Source organism: Nonomuraea sp. NPDC001636, from assembly GCF_040298265.1.
Lineage (GTDB): Bacteria > Actinomycetota > Actinomycetes > Streptosporangiales > Streptosporangiaceae > Nonomuraea.
Map to the genome: position 1 here is coordinate 602,991 of NZ_JBEOZT010000002.1, position 15,488 is coordinate 618,478.

At 71.6% G+C, this 15,488-nt stretch carries 16 protein-coding genes; 7 read left to right on the forward strand and 9 right to left on the reverse strand.

The features are described from left to right. Positions 1–15 precede the first annotated feature (15 nt). Positions 16–885: a LysR family transcriptional regulator gene (locus ABT158_RS06520; RefSeq protein ID WP_352328087.1), complete on the reverse strand. Its 870-nt coding sequence runs from the start codon at positions 883–885 to the stop codon at positions 16–18. Positions 886–1,377: 492 nt separating this feature from the next. Beyond that, positions 1,378–1,536: a hypothetical protein gene (locus ABT158_RS06525; protein ID WP_352351575.1), complete on the reverse strand. Its 159-nt coding sequence runs from the start codon at positions 1,534–1,536 to the stop codon at positions 1,378–1,380. Here ABT158_RS06525 and ABT158_RS06530 point away from each other — a divergent pair. Both ABT158_RS06530 and ABT158_RS06535 read left to right on the forward strand, forming a co-directional pair. Next, entirely contained in the window at positions 1,535–2,572 is a 1,038-nt protein-coding gene (locus ABT158_RS06530) for a neutral zinc metallopeptidase (protein WP_352351577.1), read from the forward strand. The two genes, ABT158_RS06525 and ABT158_RS06530, sit on opposite strands and share 2 nt — an antisense overlap. A gap of 135 nt (positions 2,573–2,707) precedes the next feature. Beyond that, positions 2,708–4,270: an LCP family protein gene (locus ABT158_RS06535; protein WP_352351579.1), complete on the forward strand. Its 1,563-nt coding sequence runs from the start codon at positions 2,708–2,710 to the stop codon at positions 4,268–4,270. Positions 4,271–4,334: 64 nt separating this feature from the next. Here ABT158_RS06535 and ABT158_RS06540 read toward each other — a convergent pair whose 3' ends face one another. Both ABT158_RS06540 and ABT158_RS06545 read right to left on the reverse strand, forming a co-directional pair. After that, positions 4,335–5,672 carry a hypothetical protein gene (locus ABT158_RS06540; RefSeq protein WP_352351581.1) on the reverse strand — a complete coding sequence of 446 codons (1,338 nt, stop codon included), beginning with the start codon at positions 5,670–5,672 and terminating at the stop codon, positions 4,335–4,337. A gap of 203 nt (positions 5,673–5,875) precedes the next feature. Continuing rightward, positions 5,876–7,822 (reverse strand): spermine/spermidine synthase domain-containing protein, encoded by a 1,947-nt coding sequence (locus ABT158_RS06545; protein ID WP_352351583.1) that lies wholly within the window; start codon positions 7,820–7,822, stop codon positions 5,876–5,878. Positions 7,823–8,097: 275 nt separating this feature from the next. Here ABT158_RS06545 and ABT158_RS06550 point away from each other — a divergent pair, with 275 nt between their 5' ends. Continuing rightward, positions 8,098–9,456 carry a S8 family serine peptidase gene (locus tag ABT158_RS06550; protein ID WP_352351585.1) on the forward strand — a complete coding sequence of 453 codons (1,359 nt, stop codon included), beginning with the start codon at positions 8,098–8,100 and terminating at the stop codon, positions 9,454–9,456. Positions 9,457–9,514: 58 nt separating this feature from the next. Here the strand turns inward: ABT158_RS06550 and ABT158_RS06555 are convergent, their stop codons facing one another. Next, complete coding sequence (locus ABT158_RS06555; protein WP_352351587.1) at positions 9,515–10,240, reverse strand: ABC transporter permease; 726 nt, start codon at positions 10,238–10,240, stop codon at positions 9,515–9,517. Continuing rightward, positions 10,240–10,977 carry an ABC transporter ATP-binding protein gene (locus tag ABT158_RS06560; protein ID WP_352351589.1) on the reverse strand — a complete coding sequence of 246 codons (738 nt, stop codon included), beginning with the start codon at positions 10,975–10,977 and terminating at the stop codon, positions 10,240–10,242. Before ABT158_RS06560 ends, ABT158_RS06555 begins: the two co-directional genes overlap by 1 nt. Before the next feature lie 66 nt (positions 10,978–11,043). Here ABT158_RS06560 and ABT158_RS06565 point away from each other — a divergent pair, with 66 nt between their 5' ends. Then, positions 11,044–11,748 carry a TetR/AcrR family transcriptional regulator gene (locus ABT158_RS06565; RefSeq protein ID WP_352351591.1) on the forward strand — a complete coding sequence of 235 codons (705 nt, stop codon included), beginning with the start codon at positions 11,044–11,046 and terminating at the stop codon, positions 11,746–11,748. On the opposite strand, the gene ABT158_RS06570 is transcribed toward ABT158_RS06565, so the two are convergent. After that, the gene (locus tag ABT158_RS06570; RefSeq protein WP_352351593.1) at positions 11,677–11,985 is read right to left on the reverse strand and encodes a DUF4190 domain-containing protein; all 309 of its coding nucleotides are present in this window, start codon (positions 11,983–11,985) and stop codon (positions 11,677–11,679) included. The genes ABT158_RS06565 and ABT158_RS06570 overlap by 72 nt on opposite strands. Before the next feature lie 118 nt (positions 11,986–12,103). On the opposite strand from ABT158_RS06570, the gene ABT158_RS06575 reads away from it, so the two are divergent. Then, entirely contained in the window at positions 12,104–12,895 is a 792-nt protein-coding gene (locus ABT158_RS06575) for an ion transporter (protein ID WP_352351595.1), read from the forward strand. On the opposite strand, the gene ABT158_RS06580 is transcribed toward ABT158_RS06575, so the two are convergent. Both ABT158_RS06580 and rpsD read right to left on the reverse strand, forming a co-directional pair. After that, positions 12,869–13,300 carry a low temperature requirement protein A gene (locus ABT158_RS06580; protein ID WP_352351597.1) on the reverse strand — a complete coding sequence of 144 codons (432 nt, stop codon included), beginning with the start codon at positions 13,298–13,300 and terminating at the stop codon, positions 12,869–12,871. The two genes, ABT158_RS06575 and ABT158_RS06580, sit on opposite strands and share 27 nt — an antisense overlap. A 64-nt stretch (positions 13,301–13,364) precedes the next feature. Beyond that, positions 13,365–13,979: a 30S ribosomal protein S4 gene (gene rpsD / locus ABT158_RS06585; protein ID WP_352351790.1), complete on the reverse strand. Its 615-nt coding sequence runs from the start codon at positions 13,977–13,979 to the stop codon at positions 13,365–13,367. A gap of 67 nt (positions 13,980–14,046) precedes the next feature. Here rpsD and ABT158_RS06590 point away from each other — a divergent pair, with 67 nt between their 5' ends. Together ABT158_RS06590 and ABT158_RS06595 are read left to right on the forward strand one after the other, a co-directional pair. Next, positions 14,047–14,748, forward strand: coding sequence for a DUF2470 domain-containing protein (locus ABT158_RS06590; RefSeq protein WP_352351792.1), 702 nt, complete (start codon positions 14,047–14,049; stop codon positions 14,746–14,748). Positions 14,749–14,826: 78 nt separating this feature from the next. Further along, a complete protein-coding gene (locus tag ABT158_RS06595; protein WP_352351599.1) occupies positions 14,827–15,450 on the forward strand; it encodes a hypothetical protein in 624 nt (207 codons plus the stop codon). Positions 15,451–15,488 lie beyond the last annotated feature (38 nt).

Genomic DNA, 15,488 nt, shown 5'->3' on the forward strand with positions numbered 1-15,488 from the left:
ATGGAACGTTCCTGGTCAGGCGGCTGTGCCCTTCTCCGCGGTGGACAGGAAGTCCTGGGCGATGAGGGGCAGGCGGCGGCGTGCGTGCACCACGGCGATGACGCGCCGCACGGCCGGTTCGAGTGAGCGCACCACCAGGCCCGCCCTGGCGGCCTGGTCGGCCATGCCGCGGTACCACAGCAGCGAGGCCTGGCCGGCGCGGACCGCGTTCAGCCAGCCGTTGCGCTCGTCGGTCTCCAGGACGACCACGGGGGTGACGGCGTACTTGCCGAACATGGCGTCGAGCTCCCTGCGCCGCGAGCTGCCGCGGGCGGGCAGCGCCAGGCGCATGCCGTGCAGCTTGCCCATGGGGACCGGGTTGGGCAGGTCGAGCCCGGGCGGGGAGATCAGCACGATCTCCTGGCGTTCGAGCGGGTGGGTGATCAGGTCGGTGGGCACGGGCAGATCGGTGAGCCCGAGGTCGGCCCGCTGATCCCGGATGGCGCTGACGACGCCGTCGCGGCCGTCGCAGCGCACGATGTGCACGCGTACCCCTGGGTGCTCGGCCGCGTAGGCAGGGAGCAGCCGCCCCGCGAGTCCGGGTTCGAGACTCGGGGTGGAGGCGATGCGCAGTTCGGCCTCCGTCACGCCGGCGTGGTTGGCCAGGCCCTCGATCTCGTGCACGGCGTCGAGCGCCTCCCTCGCCAGCTTGACCACGCGGCGGCCCTGGGCGGTGACCACCACGCCGCGGCCGGAGCGGGCGAAGAGCGTCATGCCGAGCTCTCGCTCAAGATCGCGGATCGCGCGGGACAGCGCAGGCTGCGCGATGTAGAGCGACCTGGCCGCGTCGGTCATGGTGCGGTGCTCCGCAGTCGCGACCACATAGCGGAGCTGCTGGAGATTCATGCCAACGAAGCTAGGACACCGCCCTGCTCCGGGACCGGTAGATAGCGGAGATCACCTCGATTGATTTCGGAGCGTGACCGAGTACCGCTACATCCGTGACGGGTGATAAATCAGTATGCTTTTGCCCCAAATTTGGCAAAGATCCTTTGGGGTCTGCCGCAAAGCCGTGCATTGCAGACAAGCGGGTTAACGGGGAGACACGGTGACAGCAAACGGGCAATATCCACCTCCGCCACAAGGGCCCGGACAGCCTCAGCGGCCCCCTTCGCGGCCCTGGCCGCCGCCGGGCTACCGGCAGCCGCAGCCGCATGGCGGTCAGCCCTACCCGCAGGCGCCGCCGCCCCCGCCCCAGGGCCCTCCTCAGGGCCCGCCGCCCGGCCACCACCCCTATCCGCCGCAGCACCCGCAGCCGCAGGGGTATCCGCCGCAGCCGCCTCCGCCCCAGGGACCCCCTCAGGGGCCCCCGCAGGGCCCGCCGCAGCCCCCGCAGGGCTATCCGCCGCAGGGCCATCCGCCGCGCGGCCCGCAGTACCCGCCGCCCCAGTACGGGCAGCAGTACCAGCCGCCACCCCCGCCGCCGCCCATGCCGCCGCCCATGCCGCCGATGCCCACGAGGCAGTGGCCGCAGCAGCCGAGGAAGAAGTCCGGCATGGGGGTCGCCGGCGTCCTCGGGGCCGTGTTCGGGTCGCTGGCGGCGCTGTTCGTGCTGATCGTCATCGGGGCGGCGATGCTGAAGTCGTCCTCGCACACGGACACGACCACGCCGGTCGCGCTCCCGTCGTACGAGCCGTCGCGCACCGACGAGCCCTTCCCCAGCCACGAGCCGACGCACGACACCTCGTCGTCGCAGGAGCCCACCCAGGAACAGACCCAGGAGCCGACGCAGGAGCCGTCGCAGCGGCCGACCGAGCGGCCGACCCAGGAGACGGTGACGCCGCCCAAGCAGGTCACGCTCAACACCAGCCTGAAGAACAACACCCTCTACCGGGCCGGCAGCCTGCCCCGGGTGAACTGCCGGGCCGGGAACACCAACATCTTCAGCCACAGCCAGCTCAAGGCGCTGATCCTGAAGACCGGCCGGTGCATGGACAAGGCGTGGGGGCCGATCCTGCAGCGGCAGGGCATCGCGTTCAGCCCGCCGAACTACGCCGTCGCGGCCGGGCGCGGACGGGGCGCGTGCGGCGACTATCCGTCGGCCGGGAGCATGGTGCCCTACTACTGCCCGCGCAACAACACGATCTACGCCTCCACCTCGGCGATGTCCAGGGGCAACGGCAACGCCCGCGGCTACGGCCAGATCATCTCCTGGCACGGCGGCATCATCAGCATGATGGCCCACGAGTACGGCCACCACGTCCAGAACATCACCGGTGTGATGGACTCCTGGTGGCAGGGCACCATGAACTCCTCCAGCCAGAGCGGCAAGCTGGCGCTGAGCAGGAAACTGGAGCTCCAGGCCACCTGTCTCGGCGGCATGTGGATGCGTTCGGTCGCCTCGTCCTACCCGGTGCCGTCCTCGTTGCGCTCGCGGCTGTTCTGGTTCTACGCGCAGGTGGGCGACTACCCCGGCTATCCGCGCGACCACGGCACGCCGGCCAACAACAACCGCTGGTTCCGGCAGGGGTGGGAGCGGGACAAGACGTACCAGTGCAACACGTGGCTGGCGCCGTCCTCGACGACCTCCTGAGCGACACGTGGCGTTCATCTCATGTTGAAGAGTTGTCTCTGATGTCCAGGTATGGGGGCTAGAATCCTGGCAATCTTTGTGCCCGACATGGGGCGAACGTCATTTTTTGCCTGGTAGGCGTGTGAAGGAGCCGGTGTGAGCAAGCGCGATCGGGTGGACGCCGTGCCCGGCGGCGCCAAACGGCGGACGCCACGCCCGCGCAAGGGCTCCTCCCCCGCGCCGCGCTTCGCCAAACCCCTGACGACCGCCTCCGTCATCGGCTGGACGGCTCTGTCCGCCCTCGTGCCCGGCGCCGCGCATCTGCGGGCCGGGCGCCGTCGTACCGGGCTGATCATGATCGGCGCGTACGCGGTGATCCTGCTCGCGGCCCTGGCCTTCGGCCTGACCCGGGACCTGAGCAACCTGACGGGCCTGGCCGAGGACGGCGCCATGGTCACGGTGATCGTCATCGCGGCCGCGTGCGCGCTGGCCTGGTTCGCCGTGATCGCCGTCTCGTACGTGGCGCTCGGCCCCAACAGGCTGAACCAGCAGGGCCAGGTGGTGACCGGGATCGTCGTGGGCGTGCTGTGCGTGGCCGTCATGTCGCCGTTCGCGCTGACGGCCAACTACGTGCTGGCCGGGCGGAACGCCGTCAACGCGATCTTCCCCTCGCACCCGGACCCGGAGAACCCCGTCCAGGTCAAGAACCCCGAGGACCCCTGGGACGGCAAGACCCGGGTGAACTTCCTGCTGGTCGGCGGGGACGCCGCGGGCAACCGCGTGGGCGTGCGCACCGACAGCATGACGGTGGCCAGCGTGGACACCAGGACCGGCAACACCGTGCTGTTCAGCCTGCCGCGCAACCTGCAGCACGTGCGCTTCCCGCCGTCCTCGCCGCTGCACAAGCACTTTCCCAACGGCTACATGGCCGAGCTGCCCAACGGCGGCCTGCTCAACGAGGTCTGGCAGTACGCCAACGACAACCCGCAGCTCATGGGCGGCAAGAACCGCGGCCCGCGGGCCCTCATGGACGCCATCGGCTACACCCTGAACCTCAGGATCGACTACTACGCCCTGATCAACATGTACGGCTTCGCCGCCCTGGTGGACGCCATCGGCGGCCTGAAGATCCGGGTCGAGGAGGACGTCAAGTGGGGCGGCCACTTCGGCACCGCGGGCACGATCAAGGCGGGCTACCGCAAGCTGTCGGGCGAGGAGGCCCTGTGGTACGGCCGCTCCCGCGTCAACAGTGACGACTTCTCCCGCATGGGACGCCAGCGCTGCGTGATCGGCGCCTTCGCCCAGCAGGCCACGCCCGGCGTGATCCTGACGAACTTCACCAAGATCGCCGGGGCGGCCAAGCGGCTGGCCCAGACGAACATCCCGCGTCCGCTCGTCGCGCCGCTGGCGGACCTGGCGCTCAAGGTCAAGGACGCCAAGATCACCAGCCTGCAGTTCGTGCCGCCGGACTTCTACTCGGGCAGGCCCGACTGGGTCAAGATCCGCGCGGCCGCGAAGAAGGCGATCGCCGACTCCGACCGCTCGGCCCGCCAGGCCCAGACCGCCAACGTGACCGCGTCCCCGGGCTCCCCGGGCTCCCCCACGGCCACGCCGTCGCGGACCCGTACGCAGGCCCAAGGAGGCACGCCGACCGAGACCCCGACCCGCAACAGCCAGCGGGGCGGCGCGAAGTCCCTGACGGAGCTGTGCGGCCTGTGACCGCCACCCCCGCCGGAGCCCGGCTCCGGCGGGAGCCCTGACGGCGAAGGCCCGCGGCCTCGGGTCACTTCGTCAGGTGCCCGATGATCCAGTCGGCGAGCGTGCCGGTGACCGTGCCGTGCTCGGAGTTGTCGGAGTCGCACTGGTAGTCGTCCAGCTCGCTGTGCTCCGGCGACAGGGCGGTGATGTCGGTGTAGAGGTCCACGGTCCAGTCCACGGGGTCGTACTGGAGCGCGACGGCGCTCACGGTGGGGACGAAGCAGGCCGACCGGAACCGGCCGGCGATCGGCGCGCCGAACGCGTCGGCGACCATGCCGTAGCAGGGCAGCGTGCCGCCGGGCGCGCCGTCGAAGGCCGCGACGTCGCTGGTGCGGCTGGTGCTGGCCCACAGCGGGACGGCTCGCATGCCGCCCACCCGCTGACCGGCGCCCCGGTCCGGCTGGGTGCGCACGGTGGCGCCGGCCAGCCCCTCCAGGGCGGTCCACTCGAAGGCCAGGGCGTCGGGCGGGACGTTGCGGCCGGTGCCGTCGGCGGCGCCGTTGGAGACGCCGAGCTTGCGCGGCCTGAGCGGGAACCAGCCGGCGGCGCGCAGGTCCTCGATGAACGCCAGGCGCAGCGGGCTGGCCGTGGCGACCGGCCCGGAGTAACGCCCGTCGGGGACCCAGCCCCACAGGAGCTGCTGCGCGGCCGGGCTCCTGATCAGCTCGGCCTGGCCGGGCGCGGCCGGCGCCAGGGCCTCGGCGAAGTGGGCGAGCTGTTGCAGGACGAGCGGGATCCAGGCGCCGTTGTGCGGGGAGTCGTAGGACAGGTAGGTCGTCGTCTGGTGGTCCTCGCGGCGGCGTTCCATCTCCGCCAGCGCGTACCGGGTGACCAGGCCGCCCGCGCCGAGGCCGCCGACGATCAGCGGCGTGGTGCCGAGCCGCTCGCGGATCGCGCGGCCCACGCACGTCGCCGCGACCCCGGCGTTGGCCTGGATGTGGGTGTGGCGGGCGGCGAAGCCGAGCAGCACGACGTCGATGCCCTGGGCGAGCAGCCGGCTGAGCAGCCGGTCGCCGTGCGGCGGGTACGGCGCGTCGAGCCGTCCCCACAGCCCGGCCAGGTCGCTGGGCCCGTGGCCGAACCCGTCGGCGAAAATCATGGGACGGACGAGCGCGTCGTGGCCCGCGGCGAGATGGACGGCGGCCGTCCCCGTGGCGAGCCGGCCCTGGTAGGGCCAGGCGGAGGTGAGCTGCCACCGCGCGTCGGGCTCGCGGTGCTCCCCGGAGCCGGCGGGGTCGTGCGCGAAGAACACCCCCGTGGGGAGCGCTCCGGCGACCTGTTGCGCGCGTCCGGCGGGCGCGGGCCCGCACTCCTGTGCCTGAATACGCTCGACGTCGATCCTGGCCGCCCCTGGTGTCGCCATGACTGTCACCTTTTCTCGTGGGTTACCGGATGTGACCCCCGATTCGCGTGGCCGCCTTTCTGAATATCGTTCGATCTTTTCCGGATTCGATGACGTCTCCAGCTCACCTCGCCCACGGCGACAAATCAACCCGCGCCGCCGACAATTCACCCTGACCATCGGTCAAGGCATTACAGAGGACCGCCGCGGGCCATTTCCCTTTGTCACACGAGCGCGGTCTTTCGCGGCATCAGCGCCAGGGCGCCCAGGTAGAGCAGGGCGGCCACGATGAGCAGGCCCTTGTAGCCGATCACCAGCGCCAGGTATTCCAGGCAGCCGCCGACCATCGCGCCGAGCAGGTTCGCGCCGAAGGACGTGGTCGCGTCGGCGGTGTCGGAGAAACGTTTGGCGAAGACCACGTTCGCGGCGAAGATCGGCAGGAACGCCACCGTCACGGCCGCCACGGCGCGCAACGGCACCGGCAGCGACAACAGCCACGCGTTGGGCACCAGCCAGGCCAGCAGCAGGCCGGCCAGCAGCACGGCGTACATGACGGGCAGCGGCGGGGTGCGGAAGCGGCGGGTCACCTCGACGGCGGCGAGCACGGCCACCAGCACCCCGGCGAAGACGATCGCGTTGACCACCCAGGTGGTGCCGAACAGCAGCGCGAAGCCCGTCACGCTCTTGGTCTCCAGCAGCATGAACGCCACCCCGAGCAGGAACAGGTCGGCGTAGGGCTTCATGCGTCCGTACGGGCCCGCCACCACGCGGACGGCCAGCAGGCTGACGATGAGGATCAGGCCGAGGGTGATGATGTAGATCGGCGGGATCGTCCGGTCCTTCAGGTAGAGGAAGGGACGGTCGTCGTCGGCGGGGGCCGGGGTGCCGGCGGCGGCGCCGGGCCACTGGCTCGCGCAGCGCTGGTCGGCGGCGGTCAGGCCGGCGGTGATGACGGCCTGCTGGCCGGCGGTGCTGACCACGTCGACGCACGGCTTGTGGCCGAAGGCGGTCTGCATGGTCGAGGCCAGCCGGTCGACCAGCCAGCTCTCGCGGTAGTAGTTGTACATCGAGAACGTGCCGCCCGGCCGCAGGTGGGCGCGGGCGGCCCGCATGGCCTCGGCGGTGAACAGGTAGCTCTCCAGGCGCAGCGAGCTGGCCCCGGACACGAGGGTGAGCGAGTCGGGCAGGGCGAAAAGGATCAGGTCGTAGCGGTCGCCGCTGCGCTCCAGGAAGGCGCGGCCGTCGGTGATGTGGGTGGTGACGCGCGGATCGGCGTAGGGCTTGTCGGGATGCAGGCTGCCGCCCAGCTCGCGCAGCTTGGGGTCGATCTCGACGGCGTCGACGTGCTGGGCGCCCTTGGACAGCGCGATGGCCACGTCGGTGCCGCTGCCCGCGCCGACGATCAGCACGTCCTTGGGCGGCCTGGTGGTGCGCTCGTAGGGCAGCCCGTACTGGCGTTCCCACTGCAGGCGGGCGTAGGCGGGCACGGCCTGCTGGTGCGGGATGCCGTTGACGGAGATGTCGGTGACCGGCACGCCGAGCATCTGCATCGCCTTGTAGGTCACCTTGTAGTACGGCGACCACAGCGCCCCGGCCGTCAGCGTCTCCGACAGCAGCAGGCCGGCGACCAGGAGCGAGGGCAGGACCACCAGGCCCAGGTAGAGCGAGCGGGGCCGGGGCACCAGGAGCAGGCCGTAGCACAGGGCCGCGACCACCCCCCAGAACACCGGCGGCGCCGACAGGAACGACAGCGCCGTGAACGCGGCGATGCCGGTGAGGCTGCCGATCAGGTCGTAGCGGTAGGCCTCCAGGCGCGGCAGCTCGGGGAAGCAGCGCCCGACCAGCTCGGCGGGCCCCATGAGCACCGCCGCCGCGGCGATGAAGATCACTGGCAGGATCAGCCAGGCGGGCGGCCCGACGGTGCCCAGGCTCGTCCAGTACAGGACGCCCTCGGTGTTGCGGTCGACCGTCACCGGGAAGGCCAGCACGAGGGCCACCAGGACGAGCAGGACGACCGGCGAGTAATAGGGCTGGCGGCGCGAGCGCCCCACGCGCAGAAATCCGAGCCCGATTCCAAGAAAAGAACCGAGCAGGACAAAATTGGTGAAATAGCTCAGATGAACGATGTTCGAGCCGGTCCACCGGATGAGCGCCAGTTCGAGGAAGAGCATGAAGGCACTGGCGAGGACAAGCCTCGGCCGTACCGGCAGCCAGTGTTGTCTTTCCCCGTCGGAAACCGGCGTCTGCGCCTGGAGCGTCATGATGCATCACCGTAGTGAACAGACCGGAGACAAGGAAGCCTGACGCCCCGGAAACAATTATGGTCCGCTTCACCACTTATGCGGTGTTTTCGCAGGTCACAACCGCCGTAAGGGGCTGGACGCGCCTTGACGGATGCAGGAATGTTGGGTCGTTCGTTTGCCCCCATTACGTTCGGTGGTGACTCATGCGGGTCCTGATCCAGCTCCGTCCCTCCCCCGATCTGGTCGCGGCCGTCGCCGATCCCGGCCAGACCGCCACCACGGCCGACGTCGCCGACGGCCTGCCCGGCGTCGAACTCGACACGGCCTTCACACCGGTCGCCGTGCCGAGGCCGGTCCCCGCGGCCGGCGGCGATCCCCTCTCCCTCCACCAGCCCCTCGACTTCTCGATGGCCGCCGAGGACGCCTCCGTGCTCGTCCGCGGCACGATCTCCGACGACGAGCTGACCTCGCGGGTCACGCTGCTGCCCACGCTGCGCCCCGACGTGGTCGGGGTGTTCGCCGACCCGGTGATCGAGTCCAGCCTGACCTGCGGCGGCGATCCGCCGGTGGGCGACTGGCACGACGTCGAGCGCCTGCTGAACGTGGCCGGGCTGCACGCCGAAGGGCTCGACGGCGCCGGGGTGGCGCTGGCCGTCCTGGACACCGGCGTCAACGCCGCGCACGTGGCCCGCCAGCTCGGCCGCGGCGTCACGCTGGACGCCGAGCGGAGCTGGAACCCCTCCGGCGTCACCGGCCGGGCCGGCCAGTTCGAGGTCGACCACGGCACGATGTGCGCCTTCGACGCGCTCATCGCCGCGCCGCAGGCGTCCCTGATCGACGTGCCGCTGCTGCGGTCGGCCCGGCCGGGCGGCTCGGCGCTCGACGGCCTGCTGTCGGACGCGGTGGCCGCCTTCACGCACCTGCGCACGGTGCTGGAGGCCCAGCCCGCGGCGTCCCGGTCGCTGGTGGTGAGCAACTCGTGGGGGTCGTTCTCCCCCGAGTGGGACTTCCCCGTCGGGCATCCGGGCAACTACTCCGACAACGCCGCCCACCCGTTCAACCTGGTCGTGGCCAGTCTCGACCGGGCGGGCGCGGACGTGCTGTTCGCGGCGGGCAACTGCGGCAGGCAGTGTCCCGACGGCCGGTGCGCCTTCCCCAACCGGCCCATCGGGGGCGCCAACTCCCATCCCAAGGCGCTGTCGATCGGCGGGGTCGACGTCAACGGCGAGCGGGTGGGCTACTCCTCGCAGGGGCCGGGGCGGCTGACCGCGCGCAAGCCCGACGTGTGCGCGTACACGCACTTCTCGGGGTCGCGGGCGTTCGGCGACGGCGAGCCGGACACGGGCACCTCGGCGGCGACGCCGGTGGCCGCCGGGCTGGTGGCCGCGGTGCGCACCCGGTGGCCGGCCGCCAAGTTGTCGCCGGCGCAGCTGCGGGCGCTGCTGCGGCGCACCGCCGAGGACCGCAGCGAGGTGGGTTTCGACTACGACTACGGCTACGGGACGGTCGATCCGGCGGGCATCCTGGCCGCGCTGCACCGGCGGGCCAAGGCCGCGGCCTGAGCGCGGCCCAGATCACGCCACTGAGCACGGGCGGGCGGGCCGTCCCCGAGCGGCCCGCTCACGCGGTCTCCCGGTTGAACACGCGGGCCCCGACGGTCAGGCCGACCACGGCGAGCCCGGCCGTGACGGCCACGCCGAGCCCGACCGTGCCGGTGGCGTAGTGGCCGGCGAACAGGTCGCGCAGCGCCTCCAGGACGTACCTGAAGGGGCTGAGGTGCGACAGCGCGTCCAGCCAGCCGGGCGCCATCGACATGGGCAGGAACGCGCCCGACAGCAGCACCAGCGGGATGACCGCCGTCGACATCACCGGCGCGAACAGCTGCTCGCCGATGGTCAGCGCGACGGCGTAGGACAGGGCGGCCAGGCTCGCCCCCAGCACCACGACCAGCACGAACCCGGCCGCGAGCCCGGCGACCGGCACCCGCATCCCGAAGGCGAACCCGGCGGCCAGCACCATCGTCGTCTGCACGGCCATCGTCACGACGTTGTCCAGCACCCGCCCGAGCAGCAGGGCCAGGCGGCTGGCCGGGGTGACGCGCAGCCGTTCCAGCACGCCGAAGCGCCTGTCGAAGACCACCCCGAACCCGGCCAGCCCCATGCTCATCAGGCCGAGCTGGACGATCAGCCCCGGCACCAGCACCTCCCAGGTGCCGAACGTGGCGAAGATCGGCCCGAACAGCACCAGGAACAGCAGCGGCTGGACGGCGCCGAAGACGATGCCGAGCTTCTGGCGCAGGGTGGCGCGCAGGGAGTGGCGGAACAGCACCCAGGTGTCGCGCAGCATCAGACCCCCGCCTCCTCGCGCAGCGACCTGCCGGTGAGGTCGAGGAACGCCTCGTCGAGGGTGCGGCCCGCCTTGAGCTCGGCCGGGGTGCCCGCGGCGGCGATCCGGCCGTCGTCGATGATCAGCAGCCGGTCGCAGAGCGCGTCGGCCTCGTCCAGGTAGTGGGTGGTCAGGAAGATCGTCACGCCGTGCTCCTCGCGCAGGGAGCGGACGTGCTCCCACAGGTTGGCGCGGCTCTGGGGGTCCAGGCCGGTGGTCGGCTCGTCCAGGAAGAGCAGACGGGGGTCGTGCAGCAGGGCGAAGGCGATGTCGAAGCGGCGTCGCTGCCCGCCCGACAGCGCGGCGCCCACGCGTTCCTCCAGGCCGGACAGGCCGAGCCGGGCCAGCACCTCGCGGTACCGGGCCCTGGCCGCGGCGCGGCTCAGGCCGTACAGCATGCCCTGGAGCTCCAGTTGCTCGGCGAGCGGGGCCATGACGTTCACGCCGCCGCCCTGCGAGACGTAGCCGATGCGGCGGCGCACCTCGCGCGGGTCGCCCAGCAGGTCGCGGCCCGCCACGGTGGCGGTGCCCGAGGTGGGGCGGAGCAGGGTCGTCAGCATGCGCATGGTCGTGGTCTTGCCGGCGCCGTTCGGCCCGAGGAAGCCGACGATCTCGCCCGCCTCCACCGAGATGTCGACGCCTTTGACGGCCTGCACGCCGCCTTCGAAGGTCTTGGTCAGACCTGTGGTTCTCAACATGTGATCGCCTCCAAAATTAGAGTAGCCACAATTTTGGAGTCACTGCAAGTTCGATATCATGGCGGCATGGAAGAGGGGCTGCGGGAGCGCAAGAAGCGGGAGACCAGGCAGCGCATCGCGGACGTGGCGATGGGCCTGTTCATGACGCGCGGGTTCGACCCCGTGACGGTGGCCGAGATCGCCCGCGCCGCGGACGTGTCCGTCAACACGGTGTTCAACTACTTCCCGACCAAGGAAGACCTGTTCGCCGACCGGCAGGAGCTGGTCACCGACCTGCCGCAGCAGGTGGTGCGCGGGCGGCGGCCCGGCGAGAGCGTGGCGCGGGCCTTCCGGCGCGACTTCCTGGAGGCCCTCGGCTCACGCCACTGGCGCTACGGCCTCAACGAGGGCGGCGACGTGTTCGCCCGCATCGTCAACGGCAGCCCGTCACTGGTGGCCAAGCTGCGCGAACTGCACGTCGCGCGGGAGCGGGCGCTGGCCCGGGCCCTGGCCGACGAGCTCGACGCCGACCCCGACGACCTGACCCCGCAGGTGGTGGCCACCCAGATCCTCGGCACGACCAGGATCCTCACCACTCACGCGGTGACCCGGATGCTGGCCGGCGAGAGCTGGGAGACGATCGCGCCCGACCTGCGGGCCCAGGCCACGGCGGCCTTCGACCTGCTGGAGTCGGGCATCGGCGACTACTGCGTGCGGCCCTCAGTTGGAGAAGACGGCCGACAGGATGCCGGCCCCGAGCCCGAGGACCATGAACACGGCCCCGAGGATTAGCAGGATCGTGGCGATCATGCCGCAGATGCGGCCGGCCTGCACCGCGCCGCGGTTGTCGTAGGCATAGCCGCTGCCGTCGATCTCCTTGAGCGCCTTGTTGCCCATCGACCAGGCGAACGGGCCGAGGATGCCGCAGACCACCAGGCTGAGGATGCCGAGCACGAGGATCGTGGTGCCGTTGGGGTGACTCTGGGGCGGCGGCCCGTAATAGGACGGACCGTAGTTCGGATACGACATGCCCCTTGCGCCCCCTTGCCCCTGTGACTGTCAGGTGCGATTTATACCACAGGCACCTCCTTGATCACGTTGCTGCATCATGGAACGGCACATGACCGAACTTTAGGAGCCTGCCCCCGTGCGTGAACGCGTCCGCGCCCTCCTCGCCGACCGGCGTTTCCAGCGCTTCGTCGTCGGCGTCATCCTGGTCAACGCGGCCACCCTCGGCCTGGAGACCGTTCCCGCCGTCGTCGGGGAGTTCGGCCACCTGCTGGTCGTGATCGACCACGCCGCCCTCTACATCTTCGTGGCCGAACTGCTGGCCAAGGTCTACGTCGAGCGTTCGGCGTTCGTCCGCGACCCGTGGAACCTGTTCGACACCCTGATCGTGGGCATCGCCCTGGTGCCGGCGACCGGCGGGCTGTCGGTGCTGCGCTCGCTGCGCATCCTGCGCGCCCTGCGGCTGCTGTCGGTGGTGCCGAGCCTGCGCCGGGTGGTCTCGGCGCTGCTGCGCGCCCTGCCCGGGATGAGCTCGATCGTGCTGCTGCTCTCCCTGGTCCTGTACGTCGCCGCCGTCATGGCCACCAAGCTGTACGGCGGCGACTCCCCCGAACGCTTCGGCAGCCTGCCGACCTCGCTGTTCACCCTCTACCAGACGATGACCGGCGACGACTGGGGCAACATCGCCCGCGAGGTGATGGGCGCCCACCCCACGGCCTGGATCTTCTTCACCATCTTCATCCTGGTCTGCACGTTCGTCGTGCTGAACCTGTTCATGGCGGTCGTGGTCAGCGCCATGGACGAGGAGTCGGCCGAGGAGCGCGCCGCGCTGGAGCAGGACAACAGCCTGCACACCCAGCGCATCCTGGAGGAGCTGACCGCCCTGCGCCGCGAGGTCGCCGAGCTACGCCGGCAGGACGTCACCGGCTGAGCGCACCCCGTCAGAAGGCTCGGCGGCTCCCGGCACGGTGGTCAGGCCGTACTGGAAGGTCAGCCACCACAGGGCGACGATCAGCCCGAAGCCGGCCGGGCGGCCGGCCCTGACCCGGCGCTCCTCGCGCTCGGCCGGCCGGTGCGCCTGGCCGCGCATCTCGGCCAGGAAACGCTCGGGCCGACGGCTGTTGACGACGGAGAAGACCACGTCGAGCAGGATGCCGAGGGCCCACAGGCCGTAGCGCGTCGAGCCGTCGGCCCAGATGGAGGCGACCCAGGGGAACAGCCCGGCGCCGAGCTGGGCCGCCGGCCAGGCCGTCATGATCGTGCCGGCGTGCTGCCCACCCGTGTCCTGCCGGCCCGGACGTTGGAGTAGAGCGTCAAGGACGTCCAGACGCTCCACGACCGCCACGACGACGACCAGGTCGAAGAACAGCTCGCGTGGCGCTCTCCCGCTTCAGTCACGGCTAACGAGAATAGAACTCCACCACGAGCTGCTCGTCCACGGGGACCGCGATCTGCTCGCGCTCGGGCCGCTGCACCAGGGTGGCGCGCAGCTCGGCGTGGTCGACCGACAGGTAGGGCGCGATGCGCTCGTCGGCGTGCACGCCCTCGGCGGCGGCCACGAAGGGCTGCATCCGGCGCGAACGCTCCCGCACGGTGATGACCTGGCCGGGTTTGACCAGGTAGCTGGGGATGTCCACCTTGCGGCCGTCCACGGCGATGTGGCCGTGGTTGACGTACTGGCGGGCGGCGTAGATCGACGGGGCCAGGCCGGCCCGCAGCACCAGGGAGGCCAGGCGGGTCTCCAGGATGGCGACCAGCTCGGCGCCCGAGGCGCCCGGCTTGCGCACCGCCAGGTCCCAGTAGCGGCGCAGCTGCCGCTCGGACACGTCGTAGTACCAGCGCAGCTTCTGCTTCTCCATCAGCCGCAGCCCGTAGTCGCCGGTGGTGCGGCGGTTGGTCCTGCGGCCGTGCTCGCCCGGCGGGTAGGGGCGCTGCTCGAAGTAGCGGACGGCTTTCCTGGTCAGCGGGACGCCCGCGCGACGCGACAGTCGCACCTTCGGGCCGGTGTAGCGCACGTTCACCTCGATGTGGTTAGGTAATCCTTACTTAGGTAAGGCTAACCTACCAGTGGATGTGATCTCAATGCTGCCCCTCGCCGAGCGGATCCGTACTCTCGCCTCGACCTCGACGCTTGCCAAGCTCACGGTGGACGGCGCCTGCGCCCCCGCCCGGGGCGGCGTGGACGAGAACGGCCGCCCGGTGCTGCTGGTGCGGCCCGGCGAGCCCCTGCACGGGTTGCGCGGGGACGCCGTGGTCGCGGTGAACCTGACGGCCATGCGGCAGTTCGGCGCGGTGACACACCCGCGGGCGATGATCGAGGTGCACGGGTGGGCGGAGCCCGTGCCGGAGTCGCAGGCCCGCTCCGCGGCCGTGGCGGTCGCCGCGCACAGCGCCGACGAGGGCCTGTTCGACGCCCTGGAGCGGTTCGGCCGTCCCGACGCCCCGCGCCTGCTGCGCCTGGACGTGGCCCAGGTCGTCTACCTGACCGGCCAGGAGTCCGGCGTGCTGGACGCCGACGACTACCTCGGCGCGGCCCCCGACCCGCTCACCGAGACGGCCGAACGGGTGATCGCGCACGTCAACGACTCCCACCGGCCGCAGCTCACCGCGGGCGTGGCCAGGCAGCTCGGCGAGGAGCCCGGCGAGGTGTGGTTGTGGGAGCTCGACCGGTACGGCGCCACCGTGCGCGTGGACGAGTCGCTGGTGCGCTTCCCGTGGCCGGTCCCCGCCCGGTCCGGGCTGTGCCTGGAGACGGCGCTGCGCGGGCTGCTGTGCGGCTGTTGATCACGATTGACGCCGAATTTCCCGCTGGACGTCCGCCACGGGCCGACCCATGCCCGCACGTCACTACCATCGGGGTACGTGAGCGGAACCCATCGATCGACGACGCGGACCGCCTCCTCCCCGGCGGAGGGGGGCGCGCGGCGCGGGCGGGCGCTGATGGCCGCCGGGGTGCTGCTCGGCACGCTCATGCTGGCCGGGGCGGGGGCGCTGATGGGCGACGCGTTCAGCTCGCCCGGCCTCGACCCGGTGCACTGGCCGCACGACGCGAGCCGGACCTCCGGCGATCCTGAGCACGTCGCGGTGGGTTCCGAACGGGCCACGGCCACCCCCCTCACCCCCACCGCCAACCCCACTGCCAACCCCACTGCCACGACGCGGCCCACCCAGCTCCGCACGGGGCCCGCCGTGACCGGTTCCACGCCCCAGGGCGTCCGGCCCGAGGGCGGGCGGGGCACGCGCAAGCCGCGCCCGACCACGTCCGGCGCCGTCCCCGGCGCCACCCCGGGCGCCGTCGTCGCCTCCCCCGGCCGGACCCCGGCCGCCTCGCCGTCCTGGCCGTCCTCGTCGCCCTCGCACGGGTCTCGGCCCAGCCCCGCGCCGACGCCGTCCTGGAGCGCCGGTCCGGTGACGACTGCGCCGTCGCACCCGCACGGCACCCCGCCGGGCCGCCACCCGTCCAGGACCCACCAGCCCGGCAGATGACCGCCCGGCGCCGGGGTGCGACGGCTGCCGACGGCGGT

Bases quoted from the DNA above. Each gene is read 5' to 3' on its own strand.
- ABT158_RS06525 (WP_352351575.1), bottom strand. From the start codon at position 1,536: ATGCCGGACTTCTTCCTCGGCTGCTGCGGCCACTGCCTCGTGGGCATC.
- ABT158_RS06520 (WP_352328087.1), bottom strand. From the start codon at position 885: ATGAATCTCCAGCAGCTCCGCTATGTGGTCGCGACTGCGGAGCACCGC.
- ABT158_RS06545 (WP_352351583.1), bottom strand. From the start codon at position 7,822: ATGCTCTTCCTCGAACTGGCGCTCATCCGGTGGACCGGCTCGAACATC.
- ABT158_RS06550 (WP_352351585.1), top strand. From the start codon at position 8,098: ATGCGGGTCCTGATCCAGCTCCGTCCCTCCCCCGATCTGGTCGCGGCC.
- ABT158_RS06565 (WP_352351591.1), top strand. From the start codon at position 11,044: ATGGAAGAGGGGCTGCGGGAGCGCAAGAAGCGGGAGACCAGGCAGCGC.
- ABT158_RS06555 (WP_352351587.1), bottom strand. From the start codon at position 10,240: ATGCTGCGCGACACCTGGGTGCTGTTCCGCCACTCCCTGCGCGCCACC.
- ABT158_RS06570 (WP_352351593.1), bottom strand. From the start codon at position 11,985: ATGTCGTATCCGAACTACGGTCCGTCCTATTACGGGCCGCCGCCCCAG.
- ABT158_RS06540 (WP_352351581.1), bottom strand. From the start codon at position 5,672: ATGGCGACACCAGGGGCGGCCAGGATCGACGTCGAGCGTATTCAGGCA.
- ABT158_RS06560 (WP_352351589.1), bottom strand. From the start codon at position 10,977: ATGTTGAGAACCACAGGTCTGACCAAGACCTTCGAAGGCGGCGTGCAG.
- ABT158_RS06530 (WP_352351577.1), top strand. From the start codon at position 1,535: ATGGGGGTCGCCGGCGTCCTCGGGGCCGTGTTCGGGTCGCTGGCGGCG.
- ABT158_RS06590 (WP_352351792.1), top strand. From the start codon at position 14,047: ATGCTGCCCCTCGCCGAGCGGATCCGTACTCTCGCCTCGACCTCGACG.